Source organism: Kribbella amoyensis, from assembly GCF_007828865.1.
GTDB lineage: Bacteria > Actinomycetota > Actinomycetes > Propionibacteriales > Kribbellaceae > Kribbella > Kribbella amoyensis.
The window spans coordinates 83,989-100,624 of sequence record NZ_VIVK01000004.1 but is presented as its reverse complement, the minus strand read 5'-3'; the positions used below and the strand labels follow the sequence as shown (position 1 = coordinate 100,624).

19 protein-coding genes are annotated in these 16,636 nt (G+C 70.3%); 5 read left to right on the top strand and 14 right to left on the bottom strand.

The features are described from left to right. Nucleotides 1–182 precede the first annotated feature (182 nt). From pyrH to rpsB, 3 genes are all read right to left on the bottom strand, one after another. Nucleotides 183–941 carry a UMP kinase gene (pyrH, locus tag FB561_RS37050; RefSeq protein ID WP_238335342.1) on the bottom strand — a complete coding sequence of 253 codons (759 nt, stop codon included), beginning with the start codon at nucleotides 939–941 and terminating at the stop codon, nucleotides 183–185. A gap of 54 nt (nucleotides 942–995) precedes the next feature. Next, entirely contained in the window at nucleotides 996–1,814 is an 819-nt protein-coding gene (gene tsf, locus FB561_RS37045) for a translation elongation factor Ts (RefSeq protein ID WP_145814781.1), read from the bottom strand. Nucleotides 1,815–1,925: 111 nt separating this feature from the next. Beyond that, a complete protein-coding gene (rpsB, locus tag FB561_RS37040) occupies nucleotides 1,926–2,921 on the bottom strand; it encodes a 30S ribosomal protein S2 (RefSeq protein ID WP_145814780.1) in 996 nt (331 codons plus the stop codon). 298 nt (nucleotides 2,922–3,219) lie between these two features. On the opposite strand from rpsB, the gene FB561_RS37035 reads away from it, so the two are divergent. Beyond that, a complete protein-coding gene (locus FB561_RS37035; RefSeq protein WP_145814779.1) occupies nucleotides 3,220–3,903 on the top strand; it encodes a murein hydrolase activator EnvC family protein in 684 nt (227 codons plus the stop codon). A 41-nt stretch (nucleotides 3,904–3,944) separates the two neighbouring features. On the opposite strand, the gene FB561_RS37030 is transcribed toward FB561_RS37035, so the two are convergent. Beyond that, nucleotides 3,945–4,424 (bottom strand): RrF2 family transcriptional regulator, encoded by a 480-nt coding sequence (locus FB561_RS37030; RefSeq protein WP_145814778.1) that lies wholly within the window; start codon nucleotides 4,422–4,424, stop codon nucleotides 3,945–3,947. A 63-nt stretch (nucleotides 4,425–4,487) separates the two neighbouring features. Further along, entirely contained in the window at nucleotides 4,488–5,426 is a 939-nt protein-coding gene (locus FB561_RS37025) for a tyrosine recombinase XerC (RefSeq protein ID WP_145814777.1), read from the bottom strand. Nucleotides 5,427–5,562: 136 nt separating this feature from the next. Here FB561_RS37025 and FB561_RS37020 point away from each other — a divergent pair, with 136 nt between their 5' ends. From FB561_RS37020 to dprA, 4 genes are all read left to right on the top strand, one after another. Next, the gene (locus FB561_RS37020) at nucleotides 5,563–7,179 is read left to right on the top strand and encodes an APC family permease (protein WP_145814776.1); all 1,617 of its coding nucleotides are present in this window, start codon (nucleotides 5,563–5,565) and stop codon (nucleotides 7,177–7,179) included. 167 nt (nucleotides 7,180–7,346) lie between these two features. After that, nucleotides 7,347–7,703, top strand: a complete 357-nt coding sequence (locus FB561_RS37015) for a YraN family protein (protein ID WP_145814775.1) — start codon at nucleotides 7,347–7,349, stop codon at nucleotides 7,701–7,703. After that, the gene (locus FB561_RS37010) at nucleotides 7,703–9,280 is read left to right on the top strand and encodes a YifB family Mg chelatase-like AAA ATPase (protein WP_145814774.1); all 1,578 of its coding nucleotides are present in this window, start codon (nucleotides 7,703–7,705) and stop codon (nucleotides 9,278–9,280) included. Before FB561_RS37015 ends, FB561_RS37010 begins: the two co-directional genes overlap by 1 nt. Continuing rightward, nucleotides 9,277–10,749, top strand: coding sequence for a DNA-processing protein DprA (gene dprA, locus FB561_RS37005; RefSeq protein ID WP_202881031.1), 1,473 nt, complete (start codon nucleotides 9,277–9,279; stop codon nucleotides 10,747–10,749). The genes FB561_RS37010 and dprA overlap by 4 nt, the downstream gene beginning before the upstream one ends. Before the next feature lie 38 nt (nucleotides 10,750–10,787). Here the strand turns inward: dprA and FB561_RS37000 are convergent, their stop codons facing one another. From FB561_RS37000 to rpsP, 9 genes are all read right to left on the bottom strand, one after another. After that, nucleotides 10,788–11,111 (bottom strand): DUF2469 domain-containing protein, encoded by a 324-nt coding sequence (locus tag FB561_RS37000; protein ID WP_012922325.1) that lies wholly within the window; start codon nucleotides 11,109–11,111, stop codon nucleotides 10,788–10,790. Then, on the bottom strand, nucleotides 11,108–11,806 hold the full coding sequence (locus FB561_RS36995) for a ribonuclease HII (protein WP_145814773.1): 699 nt from the start codon (nucleotides 11,804–11,806) through the stop codon (nucleotides 11,108–11,110). Before FB561_RS36995 ends, FB561_RS37000 begins: the two co-directional genes overlap by 4 nt. A gap of 142 nt (nucleotides 11,807–11,948) precedes the next feature. Further along, nucleotides 11,949–12,716, bottom strand: a complete 768-nt coding sequence (gene lepB / locus FB561_RS36990; protein WP_145814772.1) for a signal peptidase I — start codon at nucleotides 12,714–12,716, stop codon at nucleotides 11,949–11,951. After that, a complete protein-coding gene (gene lepB / locus FB561_RS36985; protein ID WP_238335341.1) occupies nucleotides 12,713–13,342 on the bottom strand; it encodes a signal peptidase I in 630 nt (209 codons plus the stop codon). Before lepB (FB561_RS36985) ends, lepB (FB561_RS36990) begins: the two co-directional genes overlap by 4 nt. Nucleotides 13,343–13,492: 150 nt before the next feature. Continuing rightward, complete coding sequence (rplS, locus tag FB561_RS36980; RefSeq protein ID WP_145814770.1) at nucleotides 13,493–13,852, bottom strand: 50S ribosomal protein L19; 360 nt, start codon at nucleotides 13,850–13,852, stop codon at nucleotides 13,493–13,495. A gap of 153 nt (nucleotides 13,853–14,005) precedes the next feature. Continuing rightward, nucleotides 14,006–15,205: a tRNA (guanosine(37)-N1)-methyltransferase TrmD gene (trmD, locus tag FB561_RS36975; protein ID WP_145814769.1), complete on the bottom strand. Its 1,200-nt coding sequence runs from the start codon at nucleotides 15,203–15,205 to the stop codon at nucleotides 14,006–14,008. After that, entirely contained in the window at nucleotides 15,205–15,753 is a 549-nt protein-coding gene (gene rimM, locus FB561_RS36970) for a ribosome maturation factor RimM (protein ID WP_145814768.1), read from the bottom strand. The genes trmD and rimM overlap by 1 nt, the downstream gene beginning before the upstream one ends. Nucleotides 15,754–15,880: 127 nt before the next feature. Continuing rightward, entirely contained in the window at nucleotides 15,881–16,132 is a 252-nt protein-coding gene (locus tag FB561_RS36965; protein WP_145814841.1) for an RNA-binding protein, read from the bottom strand. Between the two features lie 5 nt (nucleotides 16,133–16,137). Beyond that, entirely contained in the window at nucleotides 16,138–16,623 is a 486-nt protein-coding gene (gene rpsP / locus FB561_RS36960; RefSeq protein WP_145814767.1) for a 30S ribosomal protein S16, read from the bottom strand. Nucleotides 16,624–16,636: the final 13 nt, after the last annotated feature.

The window sequence follows — 16,636 nt, the reverse complement described above, 5'->3', positions numbered from 1 at the left end:
GGGCCGCGTCGATGCGGCCACTGACAACCCTACGAACGCTGGTCTACCAGACGACGGGCCCGAAGCCCGCGTTTCGCACGATCCTAGTGCCTGGACACCGGCCGGCCGTCACCGACCGTGCTCAGCTGTCCGGCTCCGTGGCCGTGCGGGGGAATCCGGCCCGGCGGCCGGAGGACGGCTCGTCAGCCGGGGGCGACGACCGTCCCGAGCTTCTCGCCCCGGACCACCCGGGCGATGTTGCCCTCGGCCAGGCCGAAGATGACGATCGGCAACGCGTTGTCGCGGGCCAGGCTGATCGCGGTGGCGTCCGCGACCCGCAGCCCGCGGGCCAGGAAGTCGTCGTAGGAGAGCTGATCGAACTTCACCGCGTCCGGGTTCTTCTTCGGGTCGGAGTCGTAGACCCCGTCGACGCCCTGCTTGCCCATCAGCAATGCCTCGGCACCGATCTCCAGCGCGCGCTGCGCGGCCACGGTGTCGGTGGAGAAGTACGGCATCCCGGAGCCGGCGCCGAAGATCACCACGCGGCCCTTGGCCAGGTGCCGGTCGGCCTTGCGCGGGATGTACGGCTCGGCGACCTGGCCCATCGTGATGGCGGTCTGGACCCGGGTCTCCACGCCCAGCTTCTCCAGGAAGTCCTGCAGCGCCAGGCAGTTCATCACGGTGCCGAGCATGCCCATGTAGTCGGCGCGGTTCCGCTCCATACCGCGCTGCTGGAGCTCGGCGCCGCGGAAGAAGTTTCCGCCGCCGACGACCACGGCGACCTGGACCCCGGCGCGGACCACCTCGGCGATCTGCTTGGCGATCGAGTTCACCACGTCGGGGTCGACGCCCAGCTTGCCGCCGCCGAACACCTCACCCGACAGCTTCAGCAGCACCCGGTGGTAGGCCGGATCGAACGGCGAAGAGGCCGGTCTCGTCTCGGTACTCAGGGTTTCCGTCACGATTCCGGCCTCCTCGGTCGTTGGGGTGATGCGGTCGGTGCTCGAACCGACCTGTCAGGCGCCGATCTCGAACCGGGCGAACCGCTTCACGGTCACGCCGGCCTCGTCGAGCACGGCCTTGACGGTCTTCTTGCTCTCCTGGACCGACGGCTGCTCGAGCAGCACGACGTCCTTGAAGAAGCCGTTGACCCGGCCCTCGACGATCTTCGGCAGCGCCTGCTCCGGCTTGCCCTCCTCGCGAGCGGTCGCCTCGGCGATCCGCTTCTCGTTCTCGACCGTCTCGGCCGGGACCTCGTCGCGGGTGGTGTAGAGCGGACGCATCGCGGCGGCCTGCATCGCGGCGCCGCGGGCGGCCTCCACGTTGTCGCCCTCGAACTCGACCAGCACGCCGACCTGGGCGGGCAGGTCCGCGGCGCGCTTGTGCATGTACGCCGTCACCTGGCCGTCGAACACGGCGACCTGGGCCAGTTCGAGCTTCTCGCCGATGACCGCGGCCAGCGCCTCGATGTTCTCGGCGACGCTCTTGCCGTCGGCCAGCTTCTCGCCCAGCAGGCCCTCGATGTCGCCGACCTTGCTGGCCGCGGCGTGCGCGACGATGTCGGCGGCGAGCTGCTGGAACTGCTCGTTCTTGGCGACGAAGTCGGTCTCGCAGTTGAGCTGGACCAGGGCGTTCTCCGCGGCGGCCACCAGGCCGTTGGTGGCGGAGCGCTCGGCGCCACGCTTGGCGGCCTTGGCCGCGCCCTTGATGCGCAGCTCCTCGATCGCCTTCTCGAAGTCGCCGTCGGTCGACTCGAGCGCCTTCTTCGCGTCCATCATGCCCGCGCCGGTAGCGTCGCGGAGCTTCTTCACGTCAGCGGCGGTGTAGTTCGCCATTCCTCGTTCTCTCGTCTTCTCGCTGCGTCAGCTGGGTGGTTGGAACCGCTGCCGGGCCGGTGCCGGCCACCGCGTACGGCGGCCGGCGTGTCCTGGCGGCGTGGGGCCGGATCAGGCCTCGGTCTTCGGGGCCTCGGTGCCCTCGACCGGGGTGTCGTCGGCCTTCGCGATGGTCTCGGCGACCGCGGCGGACTCGGCGACCGGCGCCGGGGCCTCGTCGGCGTCGGCGGCCGGAGCAGCCTCGGCCTCGGCGGCCGGGGCAGCGTCAGCGGCCGGAGCGGCGTCGGCAGCCGGGGCGTCGGCCTTCGCGGCCGGAGCGGCAGCGGCGGCGTTCTGGCTCTCCAGCAGCTCCCGCTCCCAGGCGGCCAGCGGCTCCTCGGCGCCCAGCTCCTCACCGGCGGCGGCGGCGCCCTGACCCGAGCGGCCCATCAGGCCGTCGGCCACGGCGTCGGCGACCACGCGGGTCAGCAGGCCGACCGAGCGGATCGCGTCGTCGTTGCCCGGGATCGGGAAGTCGACCTCGTCCGGGTCGCAGTTGGTGTCCAGGATGCCGATGATCGGCAGCTTCAGCTTGCGCGCCTCGTCGACGGCGAGGTGCTCCTTCTTGGTGTCGACGATCCACACGGCCGAGGGAACCCGGGCCATGTCGCGGATACCGCCGAGGGTCTTGAGCAGCTTGTCGTGCTCGCGACGCTTCTGCAGCAGCTCCTTCTTGGTGACGCCGGAGGCGGCCACGTCGTCGAAGTCGATGAGCTCGAGCTCCTTGAGCCGCTGGAGCCGCTTGTTCACCGTCTGGAAGTTGGTGAGCATGCCGCCCAGCCAGCGCTGGTTCACGTACGGCATGCCGACCCGGGTCGCCTGCTCGGCGATCGCTTCCTGGGCCTGCTTCTTGGTCCCGACGAACAGGATGGTCCCGCCGGACGCGACCGTGGAGCGGACGAACTCGTACGCCCGGTCGATGTACGACAGCGACTGCTGCAGGTCGATGATGTAGATGCCGTTGCGCTCGGTGAAGATGAATCGCTTCATCTTCGGGTTCCAGCGACGGGTCTGGTGCCCGAAGTGGACGCCGCTCTCGAGCAGCTGCTTCATGGTCACGACGGCCATGAGGTGGTTCCTCCTGTCGCGCCTGGCCGGATCGCTCGATCCGTACCGGCGCATTGCTCGGTTGTCCCGCGGTGGACCGGGGTGGTCCGCCGCGCCTGACGCCCGCGCGAATCCCTTCCCGGCGAGCCGGGACCGATGGGGTTCGGGTGTGTGCGGGCGTGCGAAGTCGTCCCACCGGGGTGGGACGCCACAGCAAGTCTACGGGAGAGAGCGCCTGACGGTCGAACCGGCCTCCCCGGTTGTCCACAGGCCGCAGATCGTCCGGTCCGGCGCGGCGTTCCGACGGCATCTTTCCCGCATGAAGCAGACAGGATTCCTGGCGCTCCTGGGACTGGTGTGGCTGCTGTTCTCCCCCACGCCGGCCGCCGGCGCGCCTACGCCCGCCGGCTGGCCGCTCCAGCCCAGACCCCGCATCGTCCACGCCTTCGACCTGCCCGCCCAGCCCTGGCTCCCCGGCCACCGCGGCGTCGACCTGGCCGGTACTCCCGGCCAACCGGTCCGCGCCGCCACCGCCGGCCGCGTCACGTACGCCGGTCCGCTGGCCGGCCGCGGCGTGGTCGTCGTCTCCACCGGCCCGCTCCGTACGACCTACGAACCGGTGATCGCCACCGTCGCGGTCGGGACCGAGGTCCGGCTGGGCCAGCTCCTCGGTCACCTCTCGGCAGCCGCCTCCCACTGTGCCCCCGCGGCCTGCCTCCATTGGGGTCTACGCCGAGGAGAGATCTATCTCGACCCGCTGACCTTGCTCCCGGATTCCCCGGTCCGCCTGCTCCCCCTGACCACGACCGGCCCGCAGAGACCCAGTGGTCCACCGCCACCGCACCTCACGGCACCGCTGCCGGCAAGCTCAGCAGGCGGCCCGCCTGCCGTCATGCCTGCAGCAAGTGGCAACCCGACCGCGGGTGGCGGTCCGGGCGCGGTCGTCGTCGGCGCGGCCGCGATCCTCACCATCGGTACGGCCCTGATGATCAGGCGGCACTGATGCCCACCCTTCTGTCTTCACACCCAGCGGTCGGGCGAAGGTCAGCTCCCGGGGACGCGAGCCTGCCAGGCGTCCTCGTCCTTCGAGCGCTTCTCCACCACCGACGGCAGCTTGCCCTTGGCAAGGTCGGTCAGGGTCGTGTGCTCCAACACGTCCCGCAGACTCGCCCGCGCCGCGATCCAGACGCGCTGCAGCACGACCGCGCGCTCGTTGTAGTCCACGCTCTCCGGCCGAACGCCCGAGATGCTGACGATCGGGCCGTCGACGGCCCGCATCACGTCGGCGACGGAGATCTCGTTCGGATCGACCGCCAGCCGCCATCCCCCGGACTGACCCCGCTGGCTGGACAGGATCCCGGCCCGCCGCAGATCGGCCAGGATCCCCTGCAGGAAGCCGTGCGGAATCGCCTGCGCCCGGCTCAGCTCCTCGGCCGACACGACAGCCGGGTCGTTCGCCACCCACCGCTGGGTGATCTCGATCAGCGCCCGCAGCGCATAGTCAGACTTAGCCGAAACCCGCATGCCCCGCAGTCTGCCGCATCGGCTGCCCAACCACCCGCATCCACCCGCGTCTTCGCGCAGCTTTCAGGCGCGGGGATGCGCCTGCTCGTACGCGCGCCGCAACCGATCCCCCGACACGTGCGTGTAGATCTGCGTCGTCGCCAACGAGGCATGGCCGAGCAGTTCCTGCACACTGCGCAGATCCGCCCCGCCTTCCAGCAGATGCGTCGCCGCCGTATGCCGCAACCCGTGCGGCGACAGGTCCGGCGCGTCCACGGCCTCGATCCGCGCATGGACGACGCGACGCACCGCCCGCTGATCGATCCGCCCGCCCCGCGCCCCGAGGAACAAGGCCGGCCCGCTCCCCTCACGGACCAGCCGCGGCCGCACCGCGAGCCAGGTGTCCAGGGTGGCTCCCGCCGGCACGCCGTACGGGACGGACCGTTCCTTGCGGCCCTTGCCGAAGACGCGGACCACCCGACGGGACGTGTCCACGTCGTCGATGTCGAGGCCGCAGAGTTCGCCGACCCGGATGCCGGTCGCGTAGAGGAGTTCCATGATCGCGAGATCGCGCAGGCCGACCGGGCTTCCGTCGTCCGCGGCCACCGCGGCGGCATCGAGGACCGCACGGGTGTCGACCTGGCCGAGGACGCCGGGCAGGCTCTTGTGCGGTTTCGGGCTGGCGAGCAGCGCGCCGGGGTCGGTCTCGATCCGTCCCGTGCGTTGCGCCCACGCGGTGAAGACCCGGGCGGCCGTCGCGCGACGCGCCATCGTGCTGCGGGACTTGCCGAGGCTTTGTTGCTTGGCCAGCCAGGACCGCAGCCCGCGGATGTCCAGACTGTTCAGCTCATCGTGACCAAGACGAGTCAAATGTTCGAGTAAATCCGAGACGTCTCCGAGATACGCTCGCACCGAATGCTCGCTGAGGTCTCTTTCCGCCGTCAGATGCCTTGCGTAGTCAGCCAGTAACACAGCGAAACTCTCCGCCAGGTGGGGATTCGGGCTGACAGCGTCCGGGGCCATGTCCTGACCATGCGGGAGTGGGCCCGGCACCGCAAGCCACCGCGCGGTGGCCGAGACGAGGAGGTCTGGTCCACAGCCCACAGGTCGACTACTGTTCGGCCCGATTGCCCTAGTAGCAACGGAGGCACCCCTGACCATGGCCCCCTCAGCGAACGGACAGACCGTAGGCCGGCGCCTGCCGGTCGAGTCGGCGTTCACTCGAGTCGAGGACGCGCGGCACCGCCTGCCGCGTCTGTTCGGACGGCGCGACCTCGTCGTGCTCGGACTCGGCGTGATGATCGGGTCCGGCATCTTCAGCCTGAGCGGCAAGCAGGCCGCCACCGTGGCCGGTCCTGCCGTGATCCTCTCGTTCGTCATCGCAGCCATCGTCTGCGTCCTCGCCGCCGCCTGCTACGCGGAACTGTCCTCCACCATCCCCGTCTCGGGCAGCGCCTACACGTTCAGCTACGTCACCTTCGGCGAAGCCTGGGCCTGGTTGGTCGGCTGGGCCCTCGTGCTGGAACTGGTCACCGCGGCCGCGATCGTCGCGCGGGTCTGGTCGGCGTACTTTCTCGCCACCCTGAACGGATTCGGCGTCAGCATCCCCGCGGGACTCGCGCAGTTCTTCGGGCCGGACGCCAAGGTCAACCTGGTCGCCCCGCTGCTCCTGCTGCTGCTGACCGCGATGATCGTCACCGGCACCAAGTTGTCGGCCCGCGTGCTCACCGTGGTCGTGCTGGCCAAGGTCGCCGTGATCGTGCTGGTCGTCATCATCGGCGCGACGCACATCAAGCCGGAGAACTTCGAGCCGTTCGTCCCGATGGCCCGGGCCGCGCCCGCGACCGCCAGCCCGACGTTGCTGGGCTGGATCCTGGACTCCTCGTTCGGCGCCTTCGGGGTGATGGGCATCTTCACCGCCGCCAGCTCGATCGTCTTCGCCTTCATCGGTTTCGACCTGATCGCCACCGCGTCCGAGGACGCCCGCAACCCGCGCAAGACGGTCCCGCAGGGCATGCTGCTCGGCGTCGGCGCCGTCACGATCCTGTACGTCGCGATGGCCGTCGTGCTGGTCGGTCTCCGGCCGTACGCCGAGCTCGGCGGTGGTGCACCGGTGTCGGAGGCGCTCGACACGGTCGGCGTCGGCTGGGCCGCGGACGTGGTTAATCTCGGGGCCCTGCTCGCGTTGATGACCGTGATCATGGTGGTCCTGATCGCGCAGAGCCGCGTCCTGTTCAACATGGGCCGCGACGGCCTGCTGCCGAAGAGCCTCGGCCGGGTCAGCCGGGTGTACTCCTCGCCGGCTCGCGCGGCGACCGCGGCGGGCCTCGCTGCCGTCGCGCTGACGCTCTACCCAGGCGTGCTGGACCTGGAGGAGCTGCTCGTCATCGGTGCCCTGTTCTGCTTCGCGTTCTGCGCGATCGGCGTCCTCCGGCTCCGGCGCACCGAGCCGGACCTGGAGCGTGGCTTCCGGGTGCCGATGGTGCCGCTGATCCCGCTGCTGTCACTGGCCGCGACGGTGTGGCTGATGCTCAACCTGAAGACGAGCACCTGGGTGAAGTTCGGTGTCTGGATGCTGCTGGGACTGGCGATCTACGGTCTCTACGGTCGCTGGCACAGCCGGCTCGCCAACGAGGAGAGCTGGGACTTCGAGGTCGGCGACACCGATCCCGGGACCGGTGGCCTGCAGGCCGTCCGTACCAGCGAGCCCGACCCCGAACTGCGGGCCGTCCGCACTCCACCAAGACCAACCCGCGGTAAACACATGCGGAACTGATCTCCCGGCACGACGACGACCGCCCCCGGTTCTCCTCCGCCCGGTAGCGCCAGCTGGCGCGGCCGGGCGGTTCTGTTGTTGAGGGCAACAAAGTTCTCCACAGGCGGAAGATCGGCCGCCGAAGACCGTCGTGATCCCGGCATGTTCTTAGCCGGAGGTGGTCATCGATGCGGACCAAGGATGCAGTCGGGCAGTACGGCGAACAGCTCGCCGCGGAACATCTCGCGAACGCAGGCTTCGCGATCCTGGAGCGCAACTGGCGCTGCGCGGCCGGCGAGATCGACATCGTCGCCCGGGACGGCGACACCCTGGTGGTCTGCGAGGTCAAGACCCGCCGCGGTCTCGGCTACGGCAGCCCTTTGGAGTCGATCACGTATCGCAAGCTCAGCAAGCTCCGCGAGCTCGTCGGGCACTGGCTGCGCGACCACGACCTGCGCCCGGACCACGTCCGGATCGACGTGGTCGCGATCCTCGTCCCCCGTGACGGCAAGGCGACCGTCGACCACGTCCGGGGCGTGGCCTGATGTCGCTCGCCCGGGCCTGGTCGGTGGCCCTGGTCGGCCTCGAAGGTCACCTGGTGGAGGTCGAGGCCGACATCGCGCAGGGCCTGCCGAAGACCACGCTGATCGGTCTCCCCGACGCCTCGCTCACGGAGGCCCGTGACCGCGTCCGCGCCGCCGTCGTCAACAGCGGCGAGCGGTTCCCCGACCGCAAGGTGACGATCGGCCTCAGCCCGGCCACCTTGCCCAAGACGGGGTCGCACTACGACGTCGCCATCGCCTGTTCGTTGCTCGCGGCCCATGGTGTCCTCGACTTCCAGGATCTGCGACAGGTGGCGATGATCGGCGAGCTCGGACTCGACGGCCGGGTCCGTGAGGTCCGCGGCGCGCTGGCGATGACGCTGGCCGCCGCCCGGTCCGGTTTCGCCCGGATCGTCGTCCCCGAGCTCAACGCCGGTGAGGCCCGCCTGGTCCCCGGCATCGACGTGTACGGCGTCCGCTCGCTGCGCCAGGTCCTCGCGATGCTGCGGGGTGAGGAGATCCCCGACGAGCTGGCGCCCCGGGCGGAGCCACGGCTGATGTCCGAGTCGCTCACCCGTGTCCCCGAGGTCGACCTCGACGACGTCCTCGGCCAACGCGAGGGCCGCCGCGCGATCGAGGCGTCCGCCGCCGGTGGACACCACCTGTACCTGCACGGACCACCTGGTTCCGGGAAGACGATGCTTGCCGAACGGCTGGCCGGCCTGATGCCCGATCTCGGCACCGACGAATCGCTGGAGGTCTCGGCCGTGCATTCGCTGGCCGGTCTGCTCACCAGCGACGCGGAGCTCGTCGTCCGGCCGCCGTTCATCGCGCCGCACCACACCGCGTCCTTGGCGAGCCTGGTCGGCGGCGGTTCGGGTATGCCTCGGCCGGGCGCGATCAGCTGTGCCCACCGCGGCATCCTCTTCATCGACGAGGCGCCCGAGATGCATCCGCTCACGCTGGACACGCTCCGCCAGCCGCTCGAGTCCGGCTTCATCGAGGTCCACCGCGCGCAGGCCGTCGCGAAGTTCCCGGCGCGGTTCCTCCTGGTCCTCGCCGCGAACCCGTGCCCCTGCGGACAGTCCGGCACCCCGACCGGCGTCTGCACCTGCACCCCACAAGTCCTGAACCGGTACCGCCAGCGCATCAGCGGCCCGATCAAGGACCGGATGGACATCCAGCGCCAGATCCTCCCAGCGGCCCGCGGCCTCGGCACCGACGAACGCCCCGAGTCCACCGCCGAGGTCGCGGCCCGGGTCCAACTCGCCCGCGACCGCCAGGCCGTCCGCTACCGCAACACCCCGTGGCGCCTCAACAGCCAGGTCCCCGGCCCCATCCTGCGCCGCGACTACCCACTCGACGCCCCCAGCCAGGCCCTCCTGGAAGCCCAGTACGCCGAGGGCCGTCTCACCGCCCGAGGCCTCGACCGCGTGGCCCGCGTCGCCTGGACCCTCGCCGATCTGGCCGGCCAGGACCAGCCGACCGAAGACCTCACCCATGAAGCCACCCAGCTCCGCAACGGCAGCCCTCTCACGCCCCTGACCAACACCCGCCCCCTCCGAGGAAGCGCAGCATGACCACCAACAGCCTCCCGACCTGGCCCCACCGCCCCCACCCGATCCTGCACACCGCCACCGCCACCGCGCTCGACCCGCACCCGCGAGCCACCACCGCCCTCGACCCTGCGCCGGCCCCGACCACCGCCCGCGAGCACACCTGGTCGGCTGCCACCGACGACGCCCCATCAGACGTCACGACAACCGTCGCGCCCGAACTCCCTGCCTCACCCATCGCCACGTCCGTCCTCGACGACCGCCCGCCGGCCGCTGTCCTCGTTCGTCCTGCCTCCCCGCAGCACCTCCCGCCCGGGCCACCTACCTCCGCCGACGACCGGCCTGCGGCACCGGGTGCTGACGCCGAGCGGCTCGCGCGGGCCGGGCTGTCCCGCGTGATCGAGCCCGGCGACCCGGCTGCCCTCGAAGCATTCGTCGGTCTCTCCGCGGCGGAGACCTGGGAGCTGCTCCAGACCGGCGCCCCCGGCCTCGAACGCTGGGCCGGCCGCCTCGCCGAGACCGACCCGGAGCGGGATCTCCAACGCGCCGCCGACGCAGGCGCCCGCTTCGTGATCCCCGGCGACGACGAGTGGCCCACCCAGGTCGAGGTCCTCGAACACGCCGGCCAGCAGAACCGCCGAGGCGGGGTCCCGTTCGGCCTCTGGGTCCGCGGCGAGGCCGACCTCCGCCAAAGCCTGGAGACGTCTGTCGCCCTGGTCGGCGCCCGCGCCTGCTCGTCGTACGGCGAACACGCGGCCGCGGAGCTGGCGGCCGGGCTCAGCGACAAAGGGGTCGCGGTCGTGTCCGGCGGCGCCTACGGCATCGACGCGGCCGCGCACCGCGGTGCGCTGGCTGGTTCGGGGATCACGCTCGCCGTCCTCGCGTGCGGCGTCGACGTCTGCTACCCGAAGGCCAACACCAACCTCTTCGACCGCATCGCCGCCGAAGGCCTCCTGGTCAGCGAGCTTCCACCGGGCTGCTCCCCCACCAAGCTTCGTTTTCTGGCCCGCAACAGACTCATCGCCGCGAGCACCCTCGGCACGGTGGTCGTCGAGGCGGCGGTCCGCAGCGGCGCTCTCAACACGGCCGGCTGGGCCGAGCAGTGCGGCCGCGCGGTCCTCGCCGTCCCCGGGCCCATCACGTCGCGGATGTCAGAAGGCGTCCACGTCCTGGTCCGGGAACGCAACGGCCTGCTGGTCACGTCGGTCCCGGACATCCTGGAAGCGATCGCCCCGATCGGCCACCAGCTGACCAGCTACCCGCAAGCGCCCGCCAATCCGACCGACGGCTTCGACCTGGAGGTACGCCGGACCCTCGACGCGGTCCCTCTGCTCCGGCCGGCCCGCCCCGAGCGGATCGCGGCCACGGCAGCCCTCGACCTGGAGACGGTCCACGAGTGCCTCGAAACCCTCGCCGAGGCCGACCTCGTCGAACACGACGAGCATGGCTGGCGGCTCTCCCCGACCCACCGCCGCAGCCTGGGCCAACCGTGACGACCCCGCGGACCGAAGCCGCGCCAAGCTCAGCGGGGTCAGCGACCGAAGTCGGAGTCCTTGGGGACTTCCAGGTCGGACTTGGCGAGTTCTTCGATGTTGACGTCGCGGAACGTGACGACCTTCGCGTTCTTCACGAAGCGGGCCGAGCGGTACACGTCCCAGACCCAGGCGTCGGCCATCGTCACCTCGAAGTACACGTCACCGCCCTCGGTGCGGACCTTGAGGTCCACGGCGTTGCACAGGTAGAAACGCCGTTCGGTCTCCACGACGTACTTGAAGATCCCGACGACGTCCTTGTACTCCCGATAGAGCTGCAGCTCCATATCGGTCTCGTACTTCTCGAGGTCGTCAGCACTCATCGGCTCTCCACTCCGGTGGGACTGGTGACATTGTGTCCCATATCGGGCCGCAGACTGCGGCGGACATTCTCGAATCGCCGTCGATGTTGCGGACACGGGCCGTACTTGTCCAGTGCCGCCTGGTGTTCAGGCGTGCAGTACCCCTTGTGTACCGCGAAGTCGTACTGCGGGTACACCTCGTCCCAGTGCGCCATGATCCGGTCCCGGGTCACCTTGGCGATCACTGACGCGGCAGCGATGCAAGCGGCTACCCGGTCACCTTTCCAGATCGCCAGGCCAGGGACGCCCAGTCCGTCCACCCCGAACCCGTCGGTCAGCACGTACTCCGGGCGCACGTCGAGGCGGAACAGGGCCCGGCGGAGCGCCTCGACGTTGGCGACGTGCATGCCGAGTCGGTCGCACTCCGGGGCCTCGATCGAGACCACCGACCAGGCGAGGGCGCGCTTGCGGATCTCGTCGTAGCAGCGTTCGCGGGCCTTCGCGGTGAGCAGCTTCGAATCCGCCAGTTCGGGGATCTGGCCGCGCTTCCCGTCCGGCAGGATCACCGCGGCGGCGACCAACGGGCCCGCACACGGTCCGCGGCCGGCCTCGTCGACCCCGGCGATCGGATCCAGGCCGACCCGCCGCAGCGCCCGCTCGTACCCGTAGAGTCCGGCGTCCCGCCGGATCGTGCTGCCCCGTGGCAGAGCACTCATCCCAGCCCCCACCTCCGCGCCTGACACGCCTCAGCCGGGCTCGCCTGAGCCAGGCAGGCCTGAGCCAGGGAGGTGTCGTGCTGGTGCAGGTGAGTGGGGAGCGCCGGGTGCTGGGGTGGGGTGAGCGGCACGGAGGCTCCGGTTACTTGGGCGGTGGGGTCAGGGAGATCGAGGGCTTGGCCGGTGGCGGGGAGGCGGCCGCGGGGACGGACTTGAACGTGTCGGGCACGTTCAGTTTGGAGAAGTTGCTGGCCGGCCACACCACCAGGATCGCGCGCCCGGTCACCTTGTCCATCGGGACGAAGGCCGCGTCACCGGGATCGCCACCGTCCGGGCCGACGTCGCTCAGGTGCACCCGGGAGTCGCCGGACTCGGACCGGTGGTCGCCCATCACGAAGACCTTGCCGGCCGGCACGACGACCTGGAACTCCATCGCCGACGGCGCGTCGCCCGGGAACAGGTAGCTGGTCTCGTCCAGGGGCTGGCCGTTGACCGTGAGCCGGCCCTTCTCGTCGCAGCAGGCGACCTTGTCGCCCGGCATCCCGATCAGCCGCTTGATCAGGTGACCGTGGCTGGAGTCGGGCAGCAGGCCGACGACCTCGAAGAACCGGCCGAGCGAACCGCGCTTCTGGCCGCTCTCGCCGATCCCGAGCCAGCCGCCCGGGTCCTCGAAGACGATGACGTCGCCCCGTTCGACGTCGGTGATCTTCTCCACCACGACCCGGTCGCCGACGAGCAGGGTGTTCTGCATCGACTCGCTCGGGATGATGAACATCTGACCGACGAAGGCGCGTAGGATCGACGAGACGATGAGCGCGCCGACCACGATCAGCACGAACTCGCGAGCCGCGGCCGCGAGGCCCGAGCGATGGGAAGACTTCTCTTTCGTCGCTGTCGGTGTCTCAGTCACTTCTTCAGCCCCGGCTTCTTGAAAGTTTCCGGAGGACGCAACATCGTCATCCGGTCAGACGGCCAGATTACGCAACAGGCCCGGCCAACGACGTTGTCCACCGGCACGAATCCGCCCCCGGGGCCGCCCATGTGCGCCCGGGAGTCGGCCGACTCGGCCCGGTTGTCGCCCATCACCCAGAGGTGGCCGGGCGGAACCACGACGTCGAACGGCTGGAGCGACGGTTTGGCGTCCGTCAGCAGGTACTCCTGCTCGTCCAGCGGGATCTTGTTCACCATGATGCGCCCGGAGCGGTCGCAACAGATCACCCGGTCGCCACCGATCCCGATCACCCGCTTGACCAGGTGACCCTCACCGCTGCGCGGCAGGATGCCGACGAACTCCCCCAGCCGGCGGACCGGGCCGGGGGTCTGCTGTTCCTCGTTCAGCCAGTGGCCGGGGTCCTTGAAGACGACGATGTCGCCCCGATCGACGTCCCGGTGCAGATAGCTGACCTTCTCGGCCAGGATCCGGTCGTTGGTCGTCAGGGTGTCGTACATCGACTCCGAGGGAACGTAGAACGCCTCGGCGACCAAGAGCCGCAGGACGACCGTGATGACCAGGGCGAGCACTGTCACCGTGGTCATCTCGATCAGCAGGCTCGCCAGCGGATTACGCTGCTTGAGCCTGCGGTGCCGCCCTTTGGTACGACCGCTGCGACGTGCCCTCCTGGCTACCGGGCGAGCCCGAGTCGCAGAACTCGGCGCCATACCTGACCGTCGTCGTTGAGAAGGCGCTCAGGAGGCCGGGACGTCCCGCTTCTCCTTGATCTTGGCTGCCTTGCCGCGCAGCTCGCGCAGGTAGTACAGCTTGGCGCGGCGGACGTCACCGCGGGTCACGATCTCGATCTTCTCGACGATCGGGGTGTGGATCGGGAAGGTGCGCTCGACGCCGACGCCGAAGCTGACCTTGCGGACCGTGAAGGTCTCCTGCAGGCCGCCACCCTGGCGCCGGATCACGACACCCTGGAACACCTGGACGCGGGACCGGTTGCCCTCGACCACCTTGACGTGCACCTTGACGGTGTCACCGGGGCGGAAGGTCGGGATGTCGTCGCGCTTGCTCGCGTTGTCGAGCTCGTTCAGGACGTTGCTCATCAGGTGTTCACTTTCTCGCGCGTGCCACAGGTCACCCACGAATCTCGCGGTGAAGAGGTCAAAGGATGCGGCCGGACGGTGGTCACCCCCTGTGGCAGGAGCACCGAATGGCAACAGCGATCAAGTTTGCCATATCGCCCGGCCGCGACGAAATCAGCGTCGGCGGCGCCGCTTCGCGAGCAGCACCAGCTCCACCTTGTCGGTCTGGCGCTCGCGTCGCACCTCTCGGTAACCGGCCTTCGTGTACAGCCCCAGGTTGCGCTCGCTCAGCGCCCCGGTGAAGAGCTCGTACCCGGTGACGCCGGCGGGCGCCGTCTGTTCGGCGAACCGGAGCAGCCTGGCCCCCAGACCACGCCCCTGCCAGTCCGGCGCCACCATCAACCGGCCGATCCGCGCGACGGCGCCGTCCACGGTCACCTGGACGGACCCGACCACCCTGGTCCCGGCCACCGCCTTCCACACCCCGCCGGCGCGGATCCGCTCCACACTCGCGGGCACGTCCTCGGTCAACGGCGGGATCCCGAGATCGCCGTACGCCTGCGCCTCGGACAGGAACGAGGCCAGCTGCAACGCGTGGATCTCCCCCGCGTCCGCCTCGGTCGCGGGCACCACGTCCACCAACGACGCGGCGTCCTCCTTGCGAGCCGCGGCATCTCCCCACGCGGCCAGCAGGTCGGGCCGACGCTCCGCGGTCCGGTGCAGCGACTGCTCGTGACGCCATTGCGCGATGACCCCGTGGTTCCCGGAGAGCAGCACGTCCGGTACGTCGTGCCCGCGCCACGTGGCCGGCTTGGTGTACACCGGGTACTCGAGCAGGCCGTCGCCGGAATGGGACTCCTCGGCCAGGGACTCCGGGTTGCCGATCACGCCGGGCAGCAAGCGGGCGACCGCCTCGACCATGACCAGGACGGCGACCTCGCCACCGTTCAGCACGTAGTCGCCGATGGACACCTCGTCCACCCGCATCCGCTCGCCGGCGTACGCCGCCACCCGCGCGTCGATCCCCTCGTACCGCCCGCACGCGAACGCGAGCCACGGCTCGGCCGCGAGCTCGTACGCCAGCTCCTGCGAGAACGGGCGGCCGGCGGGAGTGGGAACGATCAATCGAGGTTGCGCGGGACCGTCCGGCGGAGCCACCGCGTCGAGCGCCTCGCCCCACGGTTCCGGCTTCATCACCATGCCGGCGCCACCGCCGTACGGGGTGTCGTCGACGGTCCGGTGCCGGTCGTAGGTCCAGTCCCGCAGGTCGTGCACGCGGACGTCCAGCAGCCCGCTCTTCGCCGCCTTGCCGACCAGACTCAGGTCCAGCGCGGCGAGGTACTCGGGGAAGATCGAGACGACGTCCAGGCGCATCAGTCGGCGTCCGGCTCGGTCGGTGTCACCTCGGCGCCCTCGGGGTCGAGCAGGCCCGGGCGGTCCGCGACGACGACGTGACCGGCGGCCAGGTCGATCTCCGGGACCAGTTCCTCGACCAGCGGGACCAGGACCGCGTTGCCGGCCGGGCGGCGGATCTCCAGCAGGTCCTGGGACGGCAGGTGCACGACGTCGATCACCTCACCGGCCTCGGCCCCGTCGGTGGTCCGCACGGTGAGCCCGATCAGCTCCCGGTCGTAGTACTCCTCCGGGTCCTCGGGGCGCTCGTCGTCGGGGATCTCGGCCTGCAGTGCCAGGTTGCGCAGCTGCTCGGCGGCGGTGCGGTCGGGGACCTCGGCGAACTTCACCAGCAGCCGCCCGCTGTGCCAGCGGCTGGAGGCGACGGTGAGGGTCCGCACCGTCTTCGAGTCCGTGATGACGGTCGCGCCGTCGGCGAACCGCCGGTCCGGCTCGTCCGTGCGGACGTCCAGCCCGACCTCGCCCTTGATCCCGTGTGCCCGGCCGATCCGGCCGACGGTCACCAGCACCGCTGTGTCCCTCTCTGCTGCGTCTTCCCGCCACCGCGGGTGTCCACCCGTCGCGGGGTGTACCAGGTCGAAGATAAGCCGAAGGGCCGCACCCGAGTGGGTACGGCCCTCCGGAAGTACTGCCCGCTCAGCGGCGCGGACGCCGGTTGAGCTCGTCGACGAAGTCGATCCGGACCGACGACTCGGAGCTGAGCGCCCCGACCACGGTACGGAGCGCGGTCGCCGTCCGGCCGTTGCGGCCGATCACCTTGCCGATGTCCTCGGGGTGCACGTGCACCTCGAGCGTGCGTCCGCGGCGCAGATTGCGGGACCGGACGCTGACGTCGTCAGGGTTGTCCACGATGCCTCGGACCAGGTGCTCGAGCGCCTCGGTCTCCATCATGGTCAGGCCTTGGTGTCGTCGGCCGGCGCGTCCGCGGCCGGCGCCTCGGCGGCAGCCTCGTCCGCCTTCGGCGCCTCGGCGGCGTCGTCCTTCTTGTCGGCCTTCTTCGCCGCGGCCTTCTTGGTGACGGCCTCGGTCTTCAGGGTGCCGTGCGCCTCGGCGAGGGCCTCGTTGAAGATCTCCTGCTTGTCCCGCTTCGGCTCCTTGACCCGCAGCGGCGCCGGGGCCTCCAGGCCCTTGAACTTCTGCCAGTCACCGCTGGCCTTGAAGATCGCCTCGACGGCCTCGGTCGGCTGCGCGCCGACGCCCAGCCAGTACTGCGCCCGGTCCGACTCGACGTGGATGAACGACGGCTCGGCCTTCGGGTTGTACTTCCCGATCTCCTCGATCGCGCGACCGTCCCGCTTGGTGCGGGCGTCCATCACGACGATGCGGTAGTGCGGCGCACGCTTCTTGCCGATGCGCTTCAAACGGATCTTGACTGCCACGTTTGTGGGGTCT